This window comes from Eubacteriales bacterium mix99 (assembly GCA_038396605.1).
GTDB lineage: Bacteria > Bacillota > Clostridia > Caldicoprobacterales > DTU083 > UBA4874.
Genome location: CP121690.1, coordinates 1,170,542 through 1,192,174 on the forward strand (window position 1 = coordinate 1,170,542; position 21,633 = coordinate 1,192,174).

General features: G+C 50.9%; 15 protein-coding genes and 1 other annotated feature. Of the genes, 13 read left to right on the plus strand and 2 right to left on the minus strand.

The window, feature by feature from the left end; translation table 11 throughout:
• The first annotated feature begins 81 nt into the window (after positions 1 to 81).
• The 10 genes from QBE55_04940 to nifJ all read left to right on the plus strand — a co-directional run bounded on the left by QBE55_04940 (position 82) and on the right by nifJ (position 14,265).
• The gene (locus QBE55_04940; GenBank protein ID WZL79499.1) at positions 82 to 1,311 is read left to right on the plus strand and encodes an aminopeptidase; all 1,230 of its coding nucleotides are present in this window, start codon (positions 82 to 84) and stop codon (positions 1,309 to 1,311) included.
• A gap of 72 nt (positions 1,312 to 1,383) precedes the next feature.
• A complete protein-coding gene (locus tag QBE55_04945) occupies positions 1,384 to 3,753 on the plus strand; it encodes an ATP-dependent DNA helicase (GenBank protein ID WZL79500.1) in 2,370 nt (789 codons plus the stop codon).
• A gap of 94 nt (positions 3,754 to 3,847) precedes the next feature.
• Entirely contained in the window at positions 3,848 to 4,792 is a 945-nt protein-coding gene (menA, locus tag QBE55_04950; protein ID WZL79501.1) for a 1,4-dihydroxy-2-naphthoate polyprenyltransferase, read from the plus strand.
• 238 nt (positions 4,793 to 5,030) lie between these two features.
• The gene (locus QBE55_04955) at positions 5,031 to 5,975 is read left to right on the plus strand and encodes an AEC family transporter (protein ID WZL79502.1); all 945 of its coding nucleotides are present in this window, start codon (positions 5,031 to 5,033) and stop codon (positions 5,973 to 5,975) included.
• 39 nt (positions 5,976 to 6,014) lie between these two features.
• Entirely contained in the window at positions 6,015 to 6,965 is a 951-nt protein-coding gene (locus QBE55_04960) for an RNA methyltransferase (protein ID WZL79503.1), read from the plus strand.
• A complete protein-coding gene (locus QBE55_04965; protein WZL79504.1) occupies positions 6,946 to 7,170 on the plus strand; it encodes a DUF2164 domain-containing protein in 225 nt (74 codons plus the stop codon). Before QBE55_04960 ends, QBE55_04965 begins: the two co-directional genes overlap by 20 nt.
• A gap of 138 nt (positions 7,171 to 7,308) precedes the next feature.
• Positions 7,309 to 7,722 carry a hypothetical protein gene (locus QBE55_04970; protein ID WZL79505.1) on the plus strand — a complete coding sequence of 138 codons (414 nt, stop codon included), beginning with the start codon at positions 7,309 to 7,311 and terminating at the stop codon, positions 7,720 to 7,722.
• On the plus strand, positions 7,722 to 9,479 hold the full coding sequence (locus QBE55_04975; protein ID WZL79506.1) for a DEAD/DEAH box helicase: 1,758 nt from the start codon (positions 7,722 to 7,724) through the stop codon (positions 9,477 to 9,479). Before QBE55_04970 ends, QBE55_04975 begins: the two co-directional genes overlap by 1 nt.
• Before the next feature lie 126 nt (positions 9,480 to 9,605).
• Entirely contained in the window at positions 9,606 to 10,487 is an 882-nt protein-coding gene (locus tag QBE55_04980) for a sugar phosphate isomerase/epimerase (protein ID WZL79507.1), read from the plus strand.
• A 229-nt stretch (positions 10,488 to 10,716) separates the two neighbouring features.
• Entirely contained in the window at positions 10,717 to 14,265 is a 3,549-nt protein-coding gene (gene nifJ / locus QBE55_04985; GenBank protein WZL79508.1) for a pyruvate:ferredoxin (flavodoxin) oxidoreductase, read from the plus strand.
• Positions 14,266 to 14,429: 164 nt separating this feature from the next.
• On the opposite strand, the gene QBE55_04990 is transcribed toward nifJ, so the two are convergent.
• A complete protein-coding gene (locus QBE55_04990; GenBank protein WZL79509.1) occupies positions 14,430 to 14,597 on the minus strand; it encodes a DUF3787 domain-containing protein in 168 nt (55 codons plus the stop codon).
• Positions 14,598 to 14,868: 271 nt separating this feature from the next.
• Between QBE55_04990 and mnmA the strand changes: the two genes are divergently transcribed.
• Entirely contained in the window at positions 14,869 to 15,936 is a 1,068-nt protein-coding gene (gene mnmA, locus QBE55_04995) for a tRNA 2-thiouridine(34) synthase MnmA (GenBank protein ID WZL79871.1), read from the plus strand.
• 160 nt (positions 15,937 to 16,096) lie between these two features.
• Positions 16,097 to 16,960, plus strand: a complete 864-nt coding sequence (zupT, locus tag QBE55_05000; GenBank protein WZL79510.1) for a zinc transporter ZupT — start codon at positions 16,097 to 16,099, stop codon at positions 16,958 to 16,960.
• Between the two features lie 80 nt (positions 16,961 to 17,040).
• Here the strand turns inward: zupT and QBE55_05005 are convergent, their stop codons facing one another.
• On the minus strand, positions 17,041 to 17,703 hold the full coding sequence (locus QBE55_05005) for a rhomboid family intramembrane serine protease (protein WZL79511.1): 663 nt from the start codon (positions 17,701 to 17,703) through the stop codon (positions 17,041 to 17,043).
• A 274-nt stretch (positions 17,704 to 17,977) separates the two neighbouring features.
• Positions 17,978 to 18,251: a binding site (T-box leader), on the plus strand.
• 87 nt (positions 18,252 to 18,338) lie between these two features.
• Between QBE55_05005 and ileS the strand changes: the two genes are divergently transcribed.
• Positions 18,339 to 21,443 (plus strand): isoleucine--tRNA ligase, encoded by a 3,105-nt coding sequence (gene ileS / locus QBE55_05010; GenBank protein ID WZL79512.1) that lies wholly within the window; start codon positions 18,339 to 18,341, stop codon positions 21,441 to 21,443.
• The last annotated feature ends 190 nt before the right edge of the window (positions 21,444 to 21,633 follow it).

The window sequence follows — 21,633 nt, forward strand, 5'->3', positions numbered from 1 at the left end:
GAAAAGCGGAAAACATTAAAATGCCGGTATCCGGCAGGAGAAAGACAGCCGGGCCGGACATTGGAAACGGAAGGTGTAAAGATGAACAAGGAAGCATTGAAAAAGTATGCACAGCTGGTTGTGAAGACAGGGATCAATATTCAGCCGAATCAGACCCTGGTCGTTTCCACTCCAGTGGAATGCGCCCCCTTTGCCAGGATTCTGTCAGAAACCGCTTACGAAGAAGGGGCCAGGGAGGTCGTCCTGAACTGGAGCGATGAGATTTCATCCAGGATCCGTTACCTGCATGGAGCTGATGAAATTTTTGATGAAGTGCCGGAATGGCGGAGGGAATTTTACCTTTCCTATGCCAGGGCAGGTGCTGCGTTTCTCAGCATCAGCGCATCCGATCCCGAGCTGATGAAGGATGTGGATCCGGACCGGATGTCCAGGGCCAGCAAGGCTTCCTCCGTCGCCCTGAAGGAATACCGGGAACGCACGATGAGCAATCAGAACACCTGGTGTGTGGTTTCCGTCCCCACAGTGGCATGGGCAAAAAAGGTGTTTCCCGGCGAACCGGAGGAGCAGGCAGTGGGCAAACTCTGGGAGGCGATCTTCCAGTCCGTACGGGCCGATACAGCGGATCCGGTAAAGGCATGGGAACAGCACAAGGCCAGACTGAAGGAGCATATGAATGCACTCAATCAAATGCAGCTGCAGTGGGTCCATGTGAAAAATTCACTGGGTACGGATCTTCGGGTGGAGCTGCCAAAGAATCATGTCTGGCTGGGCGGAGCGGAAGCTGCCGCCGACGGGGTGGAATTCATCGCCAACATGCCCACCGAAGAGGTGTTTACCGCGCCAGCACGAACCGGAGTTCATGGAACGGTGGTCAGCTCCATGCCGCTGAATTACAACGGAAACCTGATCGAGAATTTCTCCATGACTTTTGAGGACGGCAGGATTGCCGGCGTCCGGGCTGAAAAAGGGGAAGAAATCCTGAAGCACCTGATTCACACGGACGAGGGTTCCCACTATCTGGGCGAATTTTCTCTCGTACCCTGGCATTCGCCGATTTCCGAACGAGGCATTTTATTCTACAATACCCTGTTTGATGAGAACGCTTCCTGCCATATGGCCATCGGCAAAGCTTATCCGACCTGCCTGAAGGACAGTGAATCTATGAACAAGGAAGAGCTGATCGCTGCCGGAATCAATGATTCCCTGATTCATGTGGACTTTATGTTCGGCACGAAGGATCTTTGCATTGAAGGAAAGACAGCGGGCGGAAAGACGGTTTCCATATTCAGGGACGGGGACTTTGATCTGTAAACTTAAGATCTGTGATCCATTTATCTTTAGGTCTGTATCTTTGGAAATGTAATTTTTACAGGAAAACAGCAAATGGCAAAGGATTGTTGGACATTGGCGGATGCAGAAAAACCCAGGATTAAAATATCGGTGCGCAATATGGTGGAATTCCTTCTTCGTTCGGGGGATATCGAACCGACGGGGGGCGGCGGGAGCAAGGCTATGCAGCGCGGAACAAGGGTCCATCGGAAACTGCAGAAGGAAGCAGGAGAGAATTATCAGGCGGAGGTGCGGCTTTCCTGTGAAACGGAATTTACGGAATTTCTTCTTGTGGTGGACGGAATTGCCGACGGCATCTTCGATACAGGAGAAGGAACCACCCTGGAGGAAATCAAGAGTACCATGACTCCGCCGGAACAGATTGAAGAGGATTCCAATCCCCTGCATTGGGCCCAGGCAAAGTGTTATGGATGGATGCTGCTCCACCGGACGGATTTGCCGGAAGTCACCATCCGCCTGACCTATTTTCATGTGGAAACGGGGAGAATCCGACGGTTTGACAAAACATTTCAAAGGAAGGAACTGCAGGACTTTTTTCAGGGCCTGGCGGAGCAGTATGCAAAGTGGGCGCATATTTCGCTGCAGAATAAGGGCGAGCGGGACCGCTCCGCACGGGCGCTCCCGTTTCCCTTTTCCCATTACCGCAGGGGCCAGAGGGAATTGGCTGTGGGCGTGTACCGGGCCGTTCGGGATCAAAAGCTGTTGTTTGCCCAATCTCCCACCGGGACAGGCAAGACCATTTCCACCCTGTATCCGGCGGTAAAGGCTATGGGAGAAGGAATGGGAGAGAAGATTTTTTATCTGACGGCCAAAACGGTAACCCGGCAGGCGGCGGAGCAGGCAATCCGGATTATGGAGGAACGGGGGCTGGTTTTCCGGCGGATTACGCTGACGGCAAAGGAGAAAATATGCTTGTGTCCCGATGTTTCCTGTGATCCGAAGGAATGCGATTTTGCCTGCGGCCATTACGACCGGATCAATGAGGCCGTTCTGGATTTGCTGGCTCAGGAGCGGGATATCACCCGGGAGACGGTGATAAAGTATGCCAAAAAACACTGCGTCTGCCCTTTTGAATATGAGCTGGACATTTCCCTCTGGATGGACTGTATTATCTGCGACTATAACTATGCATTTGATCCCCGGGCTTATTTGAGGCGCTACTTTGATTCCGGCGGGGACTATGTGCTGCTGGTGGATGAAGCCCATAACCTGGTGGAGCGGGCCAGGGATATGTACTCCGCGGAGCTTTCCAAACAGGAATTCCTGAAGCAGAGGAAAGTCCTGAAGGAAACTGCGCCGAAGGCGTATCAGGAGATCCGTGAGATCAACCGGATCTTTCTTGCCATGCGCAGGGAATTTGCAGAGGAGGAAGGAACTCGGACGGCGGAGCTGCCAACCGGGCTCCATGCCCATGTGGAACGGTTCACGGAGGCTTTGGAGGCCTTTCTGGAAAGCAGGCATTCCGGCAGGGGCGATTCGGGTCTGCTGGATCTGTTTTTTCACTGCAGAACCTTTCTGACGGTGTTCCGGCTTTATGATGAGCGGTATGTCACCTGCGTGACACGGAGAAATCAGGAGATCCGGCTGAAGCTTTTCTGCGTGGATCCGTCCGGTCTTCTCCGAAAGGCCTGTGAAAAAGGGCGGTCGGCTGTGTTCTTTTCCGGGACGCTGCAGCCCCTGAACTTTTATCGGGACATGCTGGGGGGAGAGGAGACGGATCCGACCCTGTGCCTGCCTTCTCCTTTTCCGCCGGAAAATCTCTGTGTCATGACGGCGGGGAATCTATCCACGCGCTACCGGGACCGGGAGAACAGCTGTGCCGGCATCGCAGGATACATCAGGGCGGTAACCCGGCGGCCAGGAAATTATATGGCGTTTTTTCCATCCTTTCAATATATGAATCAGGTTTATGAAACATATCGAAGCCTTTGGCCAAAGGGGGATACCCGGATACAGGAAAGTCATATGAAGGAAGAGCAGCGGGAGGAATTCCTGAATTCCTTTGAGGCGGATCCGCCCCAATCCATGATTGCTTTTGCTGTCCTGGGAGGGATCTTTTCCGAAGGGATTGATCTTGCCGGAGATCGGCTGTCCGGAGCGGTTATAGTCAGTGTGGGACTGCCGCAGCTGTCTCCGGAGCGGGATATCATGTCCCGGTATTACCGGCAGCGCAACGGGCACGGCTTTGAATATGCCTGCCAGTTTCCGGGCATGAACCGGGTCCTGCAGGCAGCCGGCAGAGTGATCCGTACCGGGGAGGACAAAGGGTTTGTGCTGCTGCTGGACGATCGTTTCCTGCACCGGCGTTACCGGGATCTTTTCCCGGCAGAGTGGCAGGGAGGTCACAGGGTTTTTTCTCCGGAGGCCGCGGGCCGGATTCTGGATGATTTCTGGAGCACATAGGGCTATATTTTTTTTGAGATGGGAAAAGATGATAGGAATGAGAGACGATAGGGGACGATTGGGGGCCGAATATCCGGGAGAAGGTTGATGCCTGTTGAAGATACGTAGTTTTTTGAAACTGGTGGAAATACAGACCAAAGCAGCCAGCATGGTTCCTTTCATTTTTGGCACTGTTTTTGCCTTATACCGATACCGGCAGTTTGATTTTTGGAACTTTCTGTTTATGCTGATTTCCCTGCTGAGTTTTGATATGACCACAACGGCCATCAATAATTATCAGGATTATAAAAGAGCGAAAAAGAAAAAGGGATTCGGCTATGAACGGCATAATGCCATAGTCCGGGATCATCTGGAGGAAACCACGGTACGGACCGTGATCCTGGTGCTGCTTGCCGTTGCCGTTACCTTCGGGATCCTGTTGTACCGCCGCACCTCCCTCATTGTTTTGATCACCGGGATTGTCTCTTTTGCCGTTGGCATCCTGTATACCTGCGGACCGGTTCCGATCTCGCGAATGCCTCTGGGCGAATGTTTTTCCGGCTTCTTTATGGGATTTGTCATCATTTTTCTGTCCGTATGGATCCAGATTCCTGATGAGGCCCTGGCTTATCTGACCTTTGCCGGCGGGCTGGCGGATCTTCATGTGGACTTCTATGAGCTGCTGCGTCTTTTTCTGGTGGCCTGGCCGGTCAACGCCTGCATTGCCAATATCATGCTGGCAAACAATATCTGCGATATGGAAGACGACCTGGAAAACAGACGGTACACCCTTCCGGTTTATATCGGGAAGGAAAGGGCTCTGACCTTGTTTCAGGGCCTTTATTACTCAGCATTTGTCAGTATCCTTCTGCTTTGGATTCCTGGCATTCTTCCATGGACGGTTCTCCCGGTTCTGTTTACCCTCATTCCGGTTCGAAGGAATATCGATGCTTTCCGGAAGCTTCCGACGAAGAAGGACACATTCGTAGTTGCCATCCAAAACTTTCTGCTGATCAATGTTTCCCTGATTCTGCTTGTTGCTGTCGGAATCCTGCTTTGAGGACACGATAACCGAACTTTTTGTAATAGTATACGGTTCACAGTTGGATCAAAATACGGTTCGTGATTGGATCATAATATGGCTCATGATTTGATCGTAATGCGGGTTCGTGTGCAGACTCATTTGGGAAATTAGCTGAAAATGGGCCGGAACAGCGTACACTGCAGAAAAATATGCTATAATGATTTTCGTTGCTTATTGAAAAAATCAGCGATAAAAGGGATAAGGAAAAATCAGTGTGGCAGGGGCTCATGCTGCAAAGTTGGGGGTTGCCGTGGAAAGCAGTATTGTTGTTCGTCAGGTCATCGTTTTGTTTTTGGTGTTGCTGGTTGGGCTGTATTCCAAAAAGAGAAATATCATATCCGCGGATATGGTCGGGAAATTATCCGACCTGTTGCTTCAGGTAACGCAGCCGCTGCTGATCGTTTCTTCCTTTGATTTTAACTTTTCGGAAGAGATGCTCCGAAATGCCGGACTGGTGTTGCTGTTGTCCCTGGTGATCCATCTGGTATCCATGCTGGCAGGCAGGTTCCTCTATCTGCGCTGGCCGGAACGAACCCGGAATGTATTGAAATACATAACGGTATTTTCCAATTGCGGGTTTATGGGTTTGCCGGTGCTGGACAGCATTTTTGGCAGTATAGGGATATTTTATGGCGCTTTGTATTCCGTTCCGTTTCAAGTTCTGGCTTTGTCCTACGGGGTCATGATTTTTACGGGCAGGGGTGACAGGGATGCCCTGAAAAAGATCCTGACCCACCCCATCCTTCTTTCCGTTGCCGTTGGCATGCTTCTCTTTCTTTTGCAGATTCCGCTGCCGGATGTGGTGATGCAGGCTGTTTCCATGGTGGGATCCATGACGACGCCTCTTTCCATGCTAATCGTCGGGTCTTTGCTGGCAGAGGTGCCGGTACGGGAGCTGTTTCGGGGGAAGGAGATTTATTACGGGAGTGCCGTGCGGCTGATTGTTCTTCCCTTGCTGGTTTATGCCATGCTGAGCCCCCTGAGGCTGCCAAAGGACGTATTGCATGTCTGTGTCATTCTGACTGCCATGCCTGCCGCAGCCAATGCTGCCATTTATTCTAGAAAATATGGCGGGGATGCCGGCCTGGCTTCCCGATGCATCAGCATTTCCACCATTTTATCCGTTTTTACTATGCCGCTGATTCTCATGATTTTTTGAACACAGGCGGAGAGAATTGTCCTTGGCAATCCATGGGGGATGGGAGATGCTAAAATCGTTGAGGGAAAGTCGGAGAAACGGTTTTATAAAAAAGGATGGAAGGTGTTTCAAATGGTTCCGGAAGTCATCCGGGTCTGGTCCAAAAATAACGTGTATCAGCATATTGAGGTATTAAGCCGCAATCGGGAAAAGCGAAACAAATATGGGGAGTTTTTTGTGGAAGGTGTGAATCCCATTTCCCGCCTGGTGGAGAACAAATGGAGTATTCACTCTCTGATCTATATGCAGGATGTCCGCCTGTCCGAATGGGCACGGAACATCCTGAAAACAGCCGGGGCAAGGGAACACATCGAATTGCCGGCGGCCCTTATGGCGGAGCTCAGTGACAAGGAGGAACCTTCGGAATTGCTGGCGGTGGCCGACATGCCGGATAACTCCCTTTCCCGGATTCGGATTCACGATCATTTGCTGCTTGTACTGTTTGACCGTCCTTCTGATTATGGAAATCTGGGAACCATTATACGGACCTGTGATTCCTTCCGGGCAGACGGGCTGATTCTGACCGGCCATTGCGTCGATCTTTATGATCCGCGCACGATCCGGGCCAGTGTCGGCTCTCTTTTTACCTTACCGGTCCTCCGGCTGCCGTCCCATAGGGAACTGCTGCCCTGGCTGACTGGAATCCGGAGTGCCCTGCCGGGGTTTCACATTGTCGGCTCGGACGAAAAGGCGGATACCGATCTTGCGGATCATGACTTCACCGCTCCCACTGCTCTCGTTCTCGGAAACGAAACCAGCGGTATGAGCCAAAGCTATCGCAGCCTGTGTGACAGTATGGTTCGGATCTCAATCCACGGTTCCGCTTCTTCCCTGAATGTGGCATGTGCAGCATCGATTCTTCTGTATGAGGCCGACCGCCAGAGACGCCGATTATCGTATCACCCGGGTGTAACAAAAAAGGAGAACTCTAATGAACCGCAACGATATTGATCGGGAGAAGAAAAAGCAGTGTATCGAGGACATCAAGGTTTATTTTGAAAACGAAAGGGACGAGGTCATAGGGGATATGGCTGCCGAACTCTTTCTGGGATTTATCCTGGAGAAAATCGCTCCGGTTATTTATAATCGGGCATTGGAAGATGTGTACCGCTTTTTGGACGATAGGCTGGATGATCTGTTTGTCCTGGAGAAATGATGGATTGGTCAATTGCGCACCCTAAGCAGGGCACGGGAAGCAAAACTGGAAGTGAACAGCATTCAGGTTTTAGGGTTCCGATGCATAACGGACTCCATAGGAATAAAGGGAATTTGGATATCGGGGGGGAGGCAGGAATTGACAGGAGGGAAAATGACAGACGGGAAACCGACAGAATTGGCAGGCCAGGTGAACAGGGTATTGGCTGCGCTGCGGGAGCTTCGGATCGGTGTGATCACGGAGGAATACAAAATACAGGAGCTCATAGCAGACGCGCTTGCCCGAAAGGATATCCCCTTCCAAAAGGAATACCGGCTGGCACCCCGTAACCGTATCGATTTTTATATAGAAGACGGAATCGGCCTGGAAGTCAAAAGAGGGAAACCCAATCGCACGGCAGTCATCGGACAGCTGGAACGCTATGCTTCCTTTGAGGAAATCCGGGCTGTGATTCTCGTGGTAGAACGAAATGTGAATATACCAGGCCGAATTATGGACAAGCCCTGTATTTTGTTTGGTCTGAACCGTTTGTGGGGGGTGGCTTTGAACTGATGGAAAAGACAGAGCATCAGGAAGTGTTTTTGCCGGACTATATGAAGGAGCCTGGCCCGTGCAACCATTATTACGGTACCCTCACCTACAACGGCAGAACCGGGAAATGGATCATCAAGGGCGAGCCCTGTGTCTGTCAGATGGCAAAACGGCTGTTCCCGGGATGCGCGGGCAAAAGCAGAGGAGTGGCCCGGTTTCCGGCCAACCGGCGGATCATCGGGGATCTAAACTGGCTGATGCTCCGTTATCCCCTGAAGATCCGGAATCCGAAACGGTGGGATGCGGAGATGGCCGAGGCAAGACAGCATGTCCTGGCCAGGGAACGAAGCAACCAATATCCGTTGAAGACAGAGCCTTCCGATACTCTGTTCCATGGAGAACTGATGGAGTTTCAGAAGGAAGGCCTGGGTTTTCTGCTGCAAAACAATCGTACGTTGCTGGCGGATGAAATGGGCCTTGGCAAAACGGTGGAGGCGCTTGCCTACCTGGCTCAGACCGGCGCTTATCCGGCTTTGCTGGTTGTACCCGCACATCTGGTGAAGAACTGGGAAGGGGAGATCCGGCGGTTTCTGCAGATGCCGGACGTTCATGTTGTCCGCGGTCTGAAGCCTTATACCCTGCCGAAGGCGCATTTATACATCATACATTATCTGCTGCTCCGGGGATGGAAGGAAGTTCTGCCAAAGGCAGGATTTCAGACGGTCATTTTTGATGAAATACAGGAGCTGCGTCATGCCGGCACGGAAAAATACAGCAGTGCCAGCCTGATTGCAGACAGCTGCCGCAATGTAATCGGTCTTTCCGGGACCCCGATTTACAACAGGGGCGGGGAGATGTGGAATGTAATGAATATTCTGGATTACCATTGTCTGGGCGATTGGGACAGTTTTACCCGGGAATGGTGCTATGGTTACGGAAACGGGATTGTGACGGATCCGAAATTGTTGGGGGAATACCTGAAACGGGAAGGGCTGCTGTTCCGGCGGACCAAGGATCAGGTTTTGAAGGAACTGCCTCCGAAACGGCGGCTGGTTCAGGAGATTGGTTCCGATGCCGGGGTATACGATGCCCTGATGACCGGTGCAATGGAAAAAGTCCGGCTGTTGGATTCCGTTGACGAGGCTTTTGACCAGAGACGCCTGGCGGATCAGATCGCACAGGAGGAGCGTCAGGCGACCGGGGTGGCCAAGGCGCCTTATGTCTGCGCCTTTGTCCGGGCCCTGCTGGAAGGGGACGAAAAGATATTACTGTTTGCCCATCATCACAAGGTGATGGATCGGTACAAAAAGGAATTGAAGCATTATCATCCGGCATTTGTAACCGGTCGGGAGACGGCAGGGCAGAAGGACGAATCCATACGGCGTTTCATGGAAGGGAAGACCAATTTGTGCGTGATTTCCCTGCGGGCAGCGGCAGGGCTGAATCTGCAGCGGGCAACCTGTGTGGTATTCGGGGAGCTGGACTGGTCCCCGGCGGTACACAGCCAGGCGGAGGATCGGGCTCATCGGATCGGACAGCGGGATTCCATTCTGTGTTATTATCTTGTGACGTCCAGGGGATCGGATCAGGATATCCAGGAGGCGCTGGGCCTCAAGGTGAGTCAGTTTGTCAATATGATGGGGGACCGGTTTGAAACGGAGGAAGACAGGCTGCTGGCACAGGGCGCGGCGGACCGGCATATCCGAAAGGTCATTGGCCGGCTGCGGGAGAAGGCAGGACTGCCGCCAATTCCTTCCCTGGCTGCGGACGTCCTCTGAACGTCTGGAATTGGTTGATTTCGCCAAAATTTGATCTCGTCTTCACCCATCCTTGACACCAGGTTCCGGTGTGGTGTAATCTGTATATAATCGGATAGTAAAATCAGGTATCGGAGGGAGTCTCATATGAAAATCGGAGTCAGTTCCTACAGCTTCAGTCAACTGGTGAAAAGCGGTGCGATGAAACAGCTGGACGTGGTCGCGAAAGCGAAGGAAATGGGATTTGATGCCATCGAATTTTCCGCTTTTGCCCTGCCGGAAGGAGAAACGCCTCTTTCCTTTGCTCCCAGGGTAAAGGAAGAATGCGAACGGGTTGGGATTGAGATTGTAAACTACACCATTTTCGGTGATATGCTGAATGGATGCAACGGCAATCTGGAGGATGAGATCGAGCGCCTGAAGGGTGAAGTGCGGGTTGCGCAGGTTCTGGGAAGTCCCGGGATACGTCACGATGCCACATGGGGTTTTCCGGAGGATTATGCGGGGGTTCGCAGCTTTGATGCTGTTTTGCCCAGACTGGCAAAAGGATGCCGCGCCGTTACGGAATATGCTGCGGATCTTGGAATTCGCACAATGGTGGAGAACCATGGATTTTTCGCCCAGGACAGCGACCGGGTGGAGAAGCTGGTGACGGCGGTGGATCATCCCAACTTTGGTCTGTTGGTGGATATGGGCAATTTCCTTTGTGTGGATGAAGCACCGGAGAAGGCACTGGGCCGTGTGATGCCTTACGCATTTCATGTCCATGCCAAGGACTTTCATGTCAAATCCGGGAACGGACCCGATCCGGGAAGCGGATGGTTTACAAGCCGCGCAGGCAATTATCTGCGGGGAGCCATTGTCGGTCATGGCGTTGTCCCCATCGTCCAATGTCTGAAGATTATGAAGGGCAAGGGATATGACGGAGTGCTTTCCATCGAGTTTGAAGGCATAGAGGAACCGCTGAAGGGTATTTCCCTTGGACTGGAAAACCTGAGGAAGTATGTGACACAGGTATACGGGGACTAAGCGGTGAGAAAACCAGTCAAACTGTTTCATTGTTTTTATCTTTTTTGACTATACATATAGTACAAAAAATGATAAAATAAACACAAGCCCCGGAAGATGAGGCTTGATTTTCCATTATGATGCATGAATCATCCTGTCAAAACAGATAATATACCAGCAGAATGCACAGACAGGATGGATTTTTAAGTCACGCATAGGATGACAATAATTTACAAGAGGAGGAATATAAATGGCTAAAGAGATCAAAACCATGGATGGTAACCAGGCAGCAGCATATATGTCCTATGCCTTTACCGAGGTAGCCGCCATTTATCCCATAACGCCGTCTTCGCCAATGGCGGAGCATGTGGACGAGTGGTCCGCCCATGGGAAGAAAAACATTTTCGGACAGAAAGTAAGGGTCGTTGAGATGCAGTCTGAGGGCGGCGCATCCGGAACCGTACATGGCTCCCTTACCGCTGGCGCTCTGACAACGACGTACACCGCATCCCAGGGACTTCTGTTGATGATCCCCAACATGTACAAGATTGCCGGAGAACTGCTGCCGGCAGTATTTCATGTCAGCGCAAGGGCTTTGGCTGCCCATGCCCTGTCCATTTTCGGTGATCATCAGGATGTTATGGCCTGTCGGCAGACAGGGTTTGCCATGCTGGCATCCGCCAGTGTTCAGGAAGCAATGGATCTGGCAGCGGTTGCCCATTTGTCTGCAATCAAGGGCAGGGTTCCCTTCCTTCACTTCTTTGACGGATTCCGCACATCCCATGAGATTCAGAAGATTGAAACCATTGACTATGAGGATGTCAAGCCGCTGGTGGATTATGAAGCCATCCGGGAGTTCCGGAACCGGGCGCTGAATCCCAATCACCCTGTGGTAAGGGGCAGTGCGCAGAACCCGGACATCTATTTCCAGGGCAGGGAAGCTGCCAATCAATATTTTGAGGCTGTTCCGGAGATCGTGGAACATTACATGAAGGAAATCACCAAAATCACCGGGCGGGAATATCATCTGTTTGATTATTACGGTGCTCCCGATGCGGAATATGTCATCGTTGCCATGGGTTCCGTATGTGATACCATTGATGAGACTGTGGATTATCTGATGAGCAGGGGAGAAAAAGTCGGTGTTGTCCGCGTACACCTGTATCGGCCCTTCTCGGCAGAACATTTGTTGAAGGTAATGCCTGCCACAGTGAAAAAGATTGCTGTGCTGGATCGGACCAAAGAGCCCGGATCCATTGGTGAGCCATTGTATCAGGATGTTCTCCATGTATTCTACAAGCAGGTGAACAAGCCGGTTATTGTCGGCGGACGTTTTGGACTGGGCTCAAAGGACACCACGCCGTCTCAGATTCTTTCCGTATATCGCAATCTGGAGCAGGCACAGCCCATGGACGGCTTTACCATCGGCATCAATGATGATGTAACCCATCACTCCCTGCCTGAGACGGAGGAGATCAACACCACACCGGAAGGAACCATCAGCTGCAAATTCTGGGGTCTGGGTTCCGACGGCACCGTAGGCGCCAACAAATCTGCCATCAAGATCATTGGCGACCATACCGATCTGTATGCGCAGGGCTATTTCTCCTACGACAGCAAGAAATCCGGCGGCACCACGGTATCCCATCTGCGGTTCGGCAAGAAGCCGATTAAATCGCCCTATCTGGTAACGGCTGCAGATTATATCGCCTGCCACAACAAGTCTTTCCTGTATCAGACCGATGTCCTGGCAGGGATCAAGGAGGGCGGCATCTTTGTCCTGAACTGTCCCTGGACGGAAAGTGAGCTGGAGGAAAAGCTTCCCGCATCGGTAAAGAAGACCATTGCTCAGAAGAATCTGGACTTCTACGTGATTGATGCCATAAAGATCGCTTCCGAAGTCGGTCTGGGCAACCGTATCAATATGGTAATGCAGTCTGCTTTCTTCAAGCTGGCAAAGGTTATTCCGCTGGATGACGCGGTAAAATACCTGAAAGAGTCCATTGTGACCAATTATGGCAGAAAAGGCCAGAAGATTGTGGACATGAACAATAAAGCTGTGGACCAGGGTATCAACGCACTGAAAAAGGTCAATGTACCCAAAATGTGGGCAAATATTGGCGAAGAAGCACCGAAGAAGAACTCTGACGAGCCGGAATACGTCCGGAACATTCAGACTCCCATGGCCAGGCTGGAAGGCGATGATCTGCCGGTTAGCACCTTTACGGAATCCCATATGGAAGACGGCACCTTCCCCACCGGCACCACTGCCTATGAGAAGAGGGGCATTGCGGTCAATGTGCCGGAATGGCAGATTGATAAATGCATCCAGTGCAACCAGTGTTCGTTTGTGTGCCCGCATGCCGTGATTCGTCCGTATCTGCTGAATGAGGAGGAGCAGAAAAAGGCTCCTGAGACATTTCAGACGAAGAAACCCCTGGGAAGAGGCATGGAAGGCCTGCAGTACCGCATTCAGGTCAGTCCGCTCGACTGCACCGGCTGCGGAAACTGCGCCAATATCTGTCCTGCGCCCGGCAAAGCATTAATTATGAAAAATGCCGATGAGCAGATTGAGAAGCAATGCGACAATGCCGCTTTTGCAACAACGATAACGGAGAAGTCGGGCCTGCTCAATAAATTCACCGTGAAGGGCAGCCAGTTCTGTCCTCCGTTGTTTGAATTCAACGGCGCATGCCCTGGATGCGGCGAGACTCCCTATGTCAAACTGCTGACCCAGTTGTTTGGCGATCGGATGATGATTGCCAATGCCACCGGATGCTCCTCCATATACGGAGCCAGTGCACCTTCCATCCCCTACACCGTAAATCAGCAGGGCAAAGGTCCCGCATGGGCAAACTCCCTTTTTGAAGACAATGCGGAATTTGGATACGGCATGTTCCTTGGGGTAAAGCATATTCGTGAAAAGCTGGCGGATCTGATGCAGGAAGGCCTGAAGGGCGATTACAGTGATGATCTGAAGAATGCCTTCCAGGGATGGCTGGATGCCAGAGACGATGGCGAGAAGTCGAAGGATGCTTCCGCAAAGCTTCTGGAAGTAATCGGGAAGGAAGCAGACAGAAAAGATTCCGTCATTGCAGAAATTCTGGACAAGAAGAGTTATCTCATCAAACCTTCCCAGTGGATTGTCGGCGGCGACGGCTGGGCTTACGATATCGGCTACGGCGGATTGGATCATGTCATTGCATCCGGAGAGAATGTCAATATTCTGGTACTGGATACCGAGGTCTATTCGAATACCGGCGGGCAGTCTTCCAAATCCACTCCCACAGCGGCAGTCGCCAAGTTCGCCGCTTCCGGAAAGAAGATCCGCAAAAAGGATCTGGGTGCCATGGCCATGAACTACACTTATGTTTATGTAACCCAGATTGCCATGGGCGCCAATATGAACCAGGCCGTCCGTGCCATTAAGGAAGCAGAGCAGTATGACGGTCCTTCCCTGATTATCGCATATGCACCATGCATCAATCATGGCATCCGAACCGGAATGGGTACCAGCATGCATCAGGAAAAGCGTGCAGTGGAATCCGGATACTGGCATTTGTATCGGTACAATCCAGAGTTGAAGCAGCAGGGCAAAAACCCCTTCCAGCTGGATTCGAAGGAGCCGAAGGAATCGTTCCAGGATTTCATCAATTCCGAAGTTCGTTATACCTCCCTGAAGAGAACCTTCCCGGATGAGGCAGACGAATTGTTCCGGAAAGCCGAGGAGAATGCAAAGGATCGGTATGCCGGTTACAAACGGATGGCCGCAGAAGATTACTCAAAGGACAAGGAATAAGCAAAGTCCTTTGAACAGGAGCAGGTTACCAGTCAGATGACAGTGGATTTGTACGGATAAGAATGGAATCTGTTTCAGATATTAATAGTGGTATGAAAAAGGAGTATTCCCTTTGATCGGGGAATACTCCTTTTTTGTTGGCCGCTGCCTCCAGTTGACGCTTGCTACTTTTCGTTGGAGTCTACATATTTTTTGGAATTATCTACCTCTGATTCACTGGGCCTATGGACCCGGGTGACGGGCTCCAGACTCTCTATGTTGGCCCAGGAAGCGGTATCGTGCTTTTCGACAGGTTCTCTGTAATTCTTTGGCTTGTTTGTTTTCTTCGCCATGGCTCCAGCCTCCTTTGATTTCGTTATTATTATGATAAAAGCCTGTTGAAATATACTCTTTGATTTCACTCCATAATTATACATACCCCGTAATGGAGGGCGCAAACATCAGAGAGATGGGGAACCTTCTGAAATTCCGCATATGCGTCCGAAGCAAGCAGGTGACTTGACTTATTGCGCCTTATTTGAAAGAATAGAGAAAAGAAAAACGAAGGGAAAGAGGCTTTTGAACGGAGCAAAAACACCATCGGAAACAACTGTGGCAGTGGGCATGTCCGGCGGAGTGGATTCCTCTGTTGCCGCCCTGTTGCTGAAACGGCAGGGATACCAGGTGATCGGTGTCTTTATGAAGAACTGGGAGGAGAAAGACGAAAACGGTGTCTGCACGTCAACGGAGGATTACGAAGAGGCCGTCCGGGTTTGCAATCAACTGGACATTCCCTATTACTCGGTGAATTTTTCAAAAGAATACTGGGACAGGGTTTTTACTTATTTTTTGGAGGAATATAAGAAGGGGCGGACGCCCAATCCGGATGTCCTGTGTAATAAGGAAATCAAGTTCAGGATGTTCCTGGATTATGCCATGAAGATCGGCGCCGATTATCTGGCCACCGGCCATTACGCCATGGTGGACCGGGTGGACGGCAGGGTCCGGCTGCTGAAGGGCGTGGACAGGGGGAAGGATCAGTCCTATTTCCTATGTGCCCTGGGGCAGCATCCGCTGTCCAAAACCATGTTTCCCGTAGGGAATCTGGAGAAAAAGGAAGTCCGCAGGATTGCGGAGGAAGCCGGGCTGAAAACTGCTCATCGGAAGGACAGCACCGGTATCTGCTTTATCGGGGAACGCAATTTCAAGGAATTTTTAAGCCATTATCTGCCGGCGCAGCCGGGGGAAATCCGCAGTCTGGATCATCCGGACAGGGTTGTGGGCAGGCATGATGGATTGATGTACTATACGCTGGGGCAGAGAAAAGGCCTTGGCATCGGCGGCGGTTTCGGCAGCAGCGGAGAGCCGTGGTTCGTAGCGGAAAAGGATCTGTTGCACAATATCCTGTATGTGGTACAGGGAGTGCATCATTTCGCCCTGTATTCTGCCGGCCTGTCCGCTGATCAAATGAACTGGGTGGCAGGGCAGCCTCCGGCAGACACCTTTGCCTGCCATGCCAAGTTCCGCTATCGCCAGCCGGACCAGGGGGTTCGGGTGGCGATTACCGGAGAGGATACCTGCCGGGTGGCGTTTGACAAGCCTCAGAAAGCGGTGACCCCCGGTCAGTTTGTCGTGCTCTATCAGGGGGAGGAATGTCTGGGCGGCGGCCCCATCCGGGAAGTTTTCAGGTAAAGTGCCAAATAGGCCCGTAAAGACCGGGATCCATTGTTTTCTTTCTGTAAATTTGGTTATCCATTAAGGGGATGGAGATGAAAAGAACAGCAAATAAACTAAGATAAGAAAATAACGGGCAAAAGGAACAAGACAGCACGAAGAAAACGGAGGGGATACTATGGATCCAAAAGTATTGACAGCATTGATGATGTCGCTCTTTGCCGGGCTTGCCACCGGAATTGGCGGCGCCATTGCTTTTTTTGCGAAACGTACCAATAAAAAGTTCCTGTCGGTTGCCATGGGATTTTCGGCAGGGGTTATGATTTATATTTCATTTGTGGAATTGTTTTCCCAGGCTCAGGATGCCCTGACGGCAGAGCTTGGCACCAAACCGGGTTCCTGGGTAACAGCTGCTTCCTTTTTTGGCGGCATGCTCATCATTGCACTGATTGACAAGCTGGTACCGGAAGCGGAAAATCCCCATGAAGTGCATACCGTAGAGGACATTCATGAGGCGGAGGATGCACATGAGGCAGAAGTCGCACAGGAAGCACAGGGAAGTCCGGTACAGGAATCCGAAGAGGAAAAGGAAAACAAGCTGATGCGGGCCGGGCTGCTGACCGCATTGGCCATTGCCATCCATAATTTCCCGGAAGGATTTGCCTCGTTTATGTCCGCACTGCGGGATCCCAGCGTGGGGATTGGGATTGCCATCGCCATTGCCATTCACAACATCCCGGAAGGCATTTCCGTTTCCATGCCGGTTTATTATGCCACGGGAAGCAGATCCAAAGCTTTTGTGTATTCCTTTTTGTCCGGGCTTACGGAACCCATCGGTGCTCTTCTCGGCTATCTGATCCTTGCCCAATTTATGTCCGAAACCCTGTTCGGGATTGTTTTTGCAGCAATCGCAGGAATTATGGTATATATCTCATTTGACCAGCTGCTACCCACCGCTGAGGAATACGGGGAACATCACCTGGCGATTTATGGATTGATCTCGGGCATGATTGTCATGGCCATCAGCCTGCTTTTGTTCTGATAAGCTTTGGCCTTCTGTTTTATCGGGGGATGATCTCTCTCATACTCTGTATCCATCCCTTCTCCGGTCTCCGGAGCGGATCACCAGCGATTTTTCCGGGATGCGTCACGGAACCGCTTTCGATTCTTGTAGGTGATCCGGCGAAGCTTCAGGCCCTGAATGAGATCCGGTCCGAAGAAAACAAGGTAATTGACAACGGAAGCCACGGCGCTGAGTTTCCACGGCAGGGGATTGAACAGGATGGAACACACAAGGAATGCCCAGTTGAACCAGCCGATATATTTAACCTTGATTGGAAGGATAAAGAACAAAAGGATTTCAAAGTTGGGAAACAGATAGGCAAACGCCAGGAACAGGGACAGGTTCAGGTGCTCTGCCGTAACGGGACTGCGGCCGATAAAAGCCGCGGCAATGGTGCTGAGTACGCCGATCAGGTAATACAGGTTAAAGCGAAAACTGCCCCATTGATGTTCCAGGTTGCTGCCTACCAGATAGTAAAAGTACAGAGTGAACACAATCTGAATGGGACTGGTGGTGGAAGGCAGAAACAAAAAGGTGACCAGACGCCATATTTCCCCGTGCAGGACCCTGGATGGAATCAGGGCAAATTTGCCGTATAAGTTGCTCTGCGGCACCAGAAAATTGGTAAAAAATACGACGGCGTGCAATATTACAATGTATAACATCAGATCCTGAATGGCATATCGCCCGAATTTTCTTTCCAGCTTTTGAATCCATTTCAATGCAATCACTCCTCATTAGTCAGTCGATCCTGTTTCCCTTCTGACTTTGCTTTTTTATCGGATATCGGTGAGCATAGTCGTATCTATTATTTTACGATAGAATGTCATTTTTCACAACACCAAACTTTTTAAAAGGATTTTTATGGTTGTACAGATAACTAATATTTACCGTATTTTCATATATTATTGGAAACTGAATGTTTTTTACACAAAGTGTCAAAATGGAATTGACAAACGCTCCCCTTTATTGTACCATAAAACACAAAGAACATCGAAAAAGGCGATGAAAAGGACAGTACCGCAGGACAGGATTCCCAGAGACACGGCAAATGGTGGGATGCCGTGATGATTTCCTGACGGGAAGATCCCCTTGGAGCCGGGCATGGAAATGAAATATGATGATATTGCTTTTATATGATATCGTTTTTTCGGAGTAGATTGTCCCGCAGAAAGGCGTTAGGAAAAAGTGATAAGAAGACAGAAAGAAGCTTTGTTTCTGTTATTGTTCTTATAAGATGGGTGGTACCGCGGTAATTTTCGTCCCTTGGCAATAAGTCAGGGGATTTTTTATCTGAAAAAGTCCTTTGGGCAAACGGAAAAGGGAGAAGAAGCAAAGGGAAAGGAATGGATCAAAAATGGAGAAGTTCAGGGCGTTATCCAGTCAGTCGGTCAGCGACAATGAGAAAAGAATCTCGAAGTATTGGAATGAGATTCATATACTGGACAAAAGTATTGAGACCAGAGAGGACGGGAAACCTTTCATTTTCTATGAGGGACCTCCTACTGCCAATGGGCGTCCCGGGATTCATCATGTGATTGCCAGGACACTGAAGGATTCCGTCTGCCGTTACAGGACCATGAAGGGCTATCAGGTCCGGCGGAAGGCCGGATGGGATACTCACGGCCTGCCGGTGGAGATCGAAGTGGAAAAGAAGCTGGGTCTGCACAACAAGCGGGATATCGAAGAATATGGCATTTCCGCCTTCAATCAAAAATGCCGGGAGTCTGTGTTCGAATACGAGTCCCTTTGGCGGGAAATGACGGAACGGATGGGCTATGAAATTGACGTAGACCATCCCTATATTACACTGGATAACAACTATATTGAGACGGTGTGGTGGATTCTGGACCGGTTTAATAAGGAAGGGCTGATCTATGAAGGACACAAGATCCTTCCCTACTGCCCCCGCTGCGGCACCGGCCTGGCTTCCCATGAAGTGGCCCAGGGCTATGAGGAGATCAAAATCACGACGGTGTATGTCAAATTCAAGCGGAAAGACGCCGACGAATATTTCCTGGTATGGACCACAACACCGTGGACCCTGGCTTCCAATGCAGCCCTGACCGTGCACCCGGATGCGACGTATCAGAGAGTCCGGTTTGAAGGAACGGTTTATTATATTGAAAAACATCTGGCCCCCCGGGTTCTGGGCGGAGAGTACGAGGTCCTGGACGAGAGAAAGGGCAAAGATCTGGAATATATGGAATATGAGCAGCTGATGCCCTTCGTTTCCACCGATAAGAAGGCCTTTTATGTTACGGTGGCAGATTATGTTACTACGGAGGACGGAACGGGGATTGTGCATACGGCGCCTGCCTTCGGGGAAGACGACTATCAGACCGGGAGGCGATACGGCCTGCCCGTTCTGCAGCCTGTAGACGATTCCGGAAAATATACCTGTACCCCCTGGAAGGGCATGTTCGTTATGGATGCGGATCGGGAGGTCATCCAATGGCTTGCGGAGAATGGCAAACTGTTCCGGAAGCAGAAGATGGTGCATAACTATCCGCATTGCTGGAGATGCCATACCCCGCTGCTTTACTACGCAAAGCCCAGCTGGTATATCGAGATGACCAAACTCCGGGATCAGCTGATCAAAAACAACAACGGAGTGGACTGGTATCCGGCCTTTGTCGGGAAAAAACGGTTTGGAAACTGGCTGGAGAACCTGAACGACTGGGCCATTTCCCGGAGCCGGTATTGGGGGACTCCTCTGAATATCTGGCGCTGTGAATGCGGCAATACCACCAGTGTTGGTTCCCGCAGGGAACTGGCGGAGCGGGCTGTGGAAGATATCGATGAGTCCATTGATCTTCACCGGCCCTATGTGGATGATGTTCATCTTGTCTGTGACAAATGCGGCAAAGCAATGACAAGGGTAAAGGATGTCATTGACTGCTGGTTTGACAGCGGATCCATGCCCTTTGCCCAGCAGCACTATCCCTTTGAACACAAGGAGGATTTCAACCAATTGTTCCCGGCAGATTTTATCTGCGAAGGAATTGATCAGACCCGCGGGTGGTTCTATTCCCTGCTGGCCATCTCCACCTTTATCACCGGAAAAGCTCCTTATAAAGCGGTATTGGTCAATGATCTCATATTGGACAAGGAAGGCAGCAAGATGTCCAAATCCAGGGGCAACACGGTGGATCCCTTTGATTTGTTTGACAAGTACGGGGCGGATACCCTGCGCTGGTATCTGCTGTATGTCTCTCCGCCCTGGACACCGACCCGCTTTGATCTGGACGGCCTGAGGGAAGTGCAGAGCAAATTTTTCGGAACCATAAAGAATGTCTACAATTTCTTTACCCTGTATGCCAACACGGATGGGGTGGACCCCAGAGAGTTTTTTGTTCCTTATGAGCAGAGGCCGGAGATGGATCACTGGATCCTGTCCCGGTTCAACAGTCTGCAGGCCTCGGTGGAAGCCGATCTGGAGAAGTATGATATGACCCGCGCCATCCGCAGGATGCAGGACTTTGTCAATGAAGATCTTTCCAACTGGTTCATCCGCCGGTCCAGAAGGAGATTCTGGGCATCCGAATTAACGCAGGACAAAAAGGCAGTTTACAATACCACGTACGAAGTATTGGTGAACTTTGCGCAAATGATTGCGCCCTTTGCACCGTTTCTTTCCGAGGAGATTTATCGGAATCTGACCGGAGAGCTTTCCGTACATTTAAGCAGGTACCCAACGGCAGATCCGGAGCAGATTGACCCGGATCTGGAGGAGACCATGGATTTGGTCCGCAGTCTGGTGGCGTTGGGCAGGGCGTCCAGGGAATCCGCCCGCATCAAGGTGCGTCAGCCGATCCAGGAGATTTTGGTGGACGGAAAATACGAATCCCGGATTGCTCATCTGGTGCCATTGATCCGGGAAGAGCTCAACGTGAAGGAGGTTGTCTTCGCCAAAGATCTGAAAGAGTATATGGACTTCCGGATGAAGCCGAATTTCAAAGTGGCAGGGCCGGTTCTGGGCGGCCGGATCCGGTTGCTTGCCAAGGCGCTGGCCGCCATGGATGCTTGCGATGTGGCGCCCAGGCTGGAAGAGGGAGAGACCATGACCGTAGTTCTGGACGGTGAGGATTACCCAATCAGTAAGGAAAATGTACAGATCACCATATCCGCCAAAAAAGGTTTCAATATTGCTGCGGAAAATAATCTGTTCGTTGTCCTGGATACAACTCTGACTCCGGATCTGATTGATGAAGGCCTGGCCAGGGAACTGGTTTCCAAGGTGCAGCAAATGCGGAAGAACAACGGCTATGAGGTGATGGATCATATTCGGATTATGCTGAACGCGGATGATGCAGTGCAGAAAGCCGTGGAGGGCCACAGAAAGTTTATCATGAAAGAAACGCTGGCTCTGGAAATGGAATGGGCGAAGGATTTTTCCCCGGAAAAATTTAACTTGAACGGCCATACGACGGGGATCCGAATAGAGAAGAGGATCGGATAACGAAGATCATTCCGAGTCAGGGGGAAACACCATAACGGAAAAGAGGAGGCGGAGAAGCGAAAAGTTCTCCGCTTTTTTCTATCGCTGGAATGCGATGAAGGCATAGGGACTTTTACCACAGTTTTGGTAAAGCATCAGGCAGTCGGTATTATAAAATGTTTTGTTTGACGGTTATAATAGTTGTATAATA